The sequence below is a fragment of the Okeania sp. SIO2B9 genome (genome assembly GCF_010672505.1).
GTDB lineage: Bacteria > Cyanobacteriota > Cyanobacteriia > Cyanobacteriales > Microcoleaceae > Okeania > Okeania hirsuta.
Genome location: NZ_JAAHGK010001149.1, coordinates 1 through 2,461, shown reverse-complemented (window position 1 = coordinate 2,461; position 2,461 = coordinate 1). Strand labels below are relative to the sequence as shown.

The following is a 2,461-nucleotide window of genomic DNA, read 5'->3' as shown; positions in this document are numbered from 1 at the left end:
TGAACAAATTCAGGATAATCCCAGTATTCCGACCGTATTTATCACATACTTTAAACTGGAAAATAAGCTTGTTCCTATTGGTGAAAATTCAGTTCTCAAGGAATCTATCCTCAAAACCAAACACTTAACTCTCTCTTATAAAGACCGAATCTTCTCCTTTAGATTTGCAGCATTGAATTTCCAATCACCAGAGAAAAATCGCTACAAGTACAAACTAGAGGGATTTGATCGCGACTGGAATGAGGTAAGTAGTAAAGATAATTCTGCCACCTATACTAATTTAGATCCAGGCAACTATGTATTTCGAGCGATCGCCTCGAATAATGATGGACTTTGGAATGAACAGGGTGTTTCTATCAAGATTACAATCACACCACCTTGGTGGGAAACTCTTTGGTTTAGAGCAGCGATGGGGATTTTATCTTTAGGAGTTTTACTAGGTGGAGTGTGGTGGCGTATATATGAAACGGAAAAACGTAATCGCGAACTGGAAACGCAAGTCAAAAAACGTACTGCTGAATTACAAGATTCAAATCAACAGTTAGTTGTTGCTAAAGAAAAAGCGGAAGTAGCAAATCAAGCAAAAAGCAGTTTTATCGCCAATATGAGTCACGAACTACGCACCCCATTAAATGCTATTTTAGGCTTTTCACAAATAATGATGCGTTCTCAAACCTTATCTCCAGAAGAAAAAGAAAATACAACTATTATTAATAAGAGTGGCAACTATTTATTAACCTTAATTAATAATATTTTAGACTTATCTAAAATTGAAGCAGGGAAAATGAACCTCAATGCTAAAACCTTTGACTTTTATTCATTGTTGAACGAACTAGAAGACTTATTACATATAACCGCCGAAAATAAAGGATTAACATTAATTTTTGACCGCCAGGATGATGTACATCAATATATCTATACTGACGAAACAAAACTCCGTCAAGTATTAATTAACTTAATCAATAACGGGATTAAATTTACATCTGAAGGGGGTGTGAGTGTTACAGTTGTGAGTCCAAAATAATTCCCCCTTAATCCCCCCTTTCTAAGGGGAAAAAGTTCTGGCAAAAATCCCTCTTTGGAATGGGGGGAAAATTCTGGCAAAAATCCCTCTTTGGAATGGGGAAAAAGTTCTGGAAAAAATCCCTCTTTGGAATGGGGGGAAAGTCATGGAAAAGCCACAATTATTTTTGAAGTCAGAGATACAGGAGCAGGAATAGCTGAAGCAGAAATGCCCAAATTATTTGAAGCATTTGTCCAAACAGAAACAGGCAACAATAGTCAAGAAGGAACAGGATTAGGATTACCAATTAGTCGTAAATTTGTCAACTTAATGGGAGGAGATATTACTGTTAACTCTCAAGTGGGAATAGGTACAACTTTTCGATTTGACATCCAAGTTGATATCGTCAGTAAAGAAGATATAGAAACTCAAGAACATCCACGTCATGTCATAGCTTTAAAACCCAATCAACCCCGTTATAAAATATTAATAGTCGATGACCGTCCCACCAATCGTTTATTATTGATTAAATTATTACAACCATTAGGATTTGAATTAAAAGAAGCAGAAAATGGAAAACAAGCAATAGAAATCTGGGATGAATGGCAACCTAATTTAATTTGGATGGATATGAGAATGCCAGTTATGGATGGTTACGAAGCAACTCAAATAATTAAAGGCACAATCAAAGGAAATGCCACAGCAATAATTGCTTTAACAGCAAGTGTATTAGAAGAAGAAAAGTCAATTATTTTATCAGCAGGATGTGATGATTTTGTCAGAAAACCATTCCGAGAATCAATAATTTTTGAGACGATGAAAAAGCATTTAGGAGTGGAATATATTTATGCAGAAGAAACTCCAGCTAAAACTACCAGTGAATTACCAAATTTAACAGTAGAAGATTTGCAGGTAATGCCGAGTGAATGGTTAGAAAAACTGTATGATGCAGCTAAAGCTTTAGATGACGATAGTATCTTAGAATTAATAGGACAAATTCCGGTTGAGAAATCTTTATTAGCGGAAAAGTTAATTAATTTAGTCAATGATTTTCAATTTAAGACCATTAGACAATTAATTGAATCATTTAGGCGTTAAGCATCAAGATATGATAAAAAATTATGTACAAAAATGGTATAAATTGATGATTTTAGATTTGCTCTAATACCATGTTAGGATAATCATATGATGTCCGCTGGCATCGTTTGTGTAACCCCAAGGGTGAATATCTACAAAAAATTTAAGTTTTTTTGGACTTTTAAGTCTTCTATTCTAGATAACTAAAGCCTTCTTCCCTCTTCACTTCTTCCCTCTTCCTTCTTCCTTCTTCCTTACCTTTACAATAACGATGCTACCGGACTTGATATCAGTTATAAAAACCTGATCTCTTTAAACCTTTCTTTCCCTTCTGCCTTCCTTCCTCCAAAGTGTAATTATTCAACCAGACATTATATAACA

2 protein-coding genes are annotated in these 2,461 nt (G+C 34.8%); both read left to right on the top strand.

The genetic code is table 11. The features are described 5' to 3' along the window. Nucleotides 1-1,024, top strand: a 1,024-nt coding sequence (locus F6K13_RS35900; RefSeq protein ID WP_287289180.1) for a histidine kinase dimerization/phospho-acceptor domain-containing protein, incomplete at its 5' end; no start/stop codon positions are given. Between the two features lie 54 nt (nt 1,025-1,078). Next, nucleotides 1,079-2,101, top strand: a complete 1,023-nt coding sequence (locus F6K13_RS28300; protein WP_287289179.1) for a response regulator — start codon at nt 1,079-1,081, stop codon at nt 2,099-2,101. Nucleotides 2,102-2,461 lie beyond the last annotated feature (360 nt).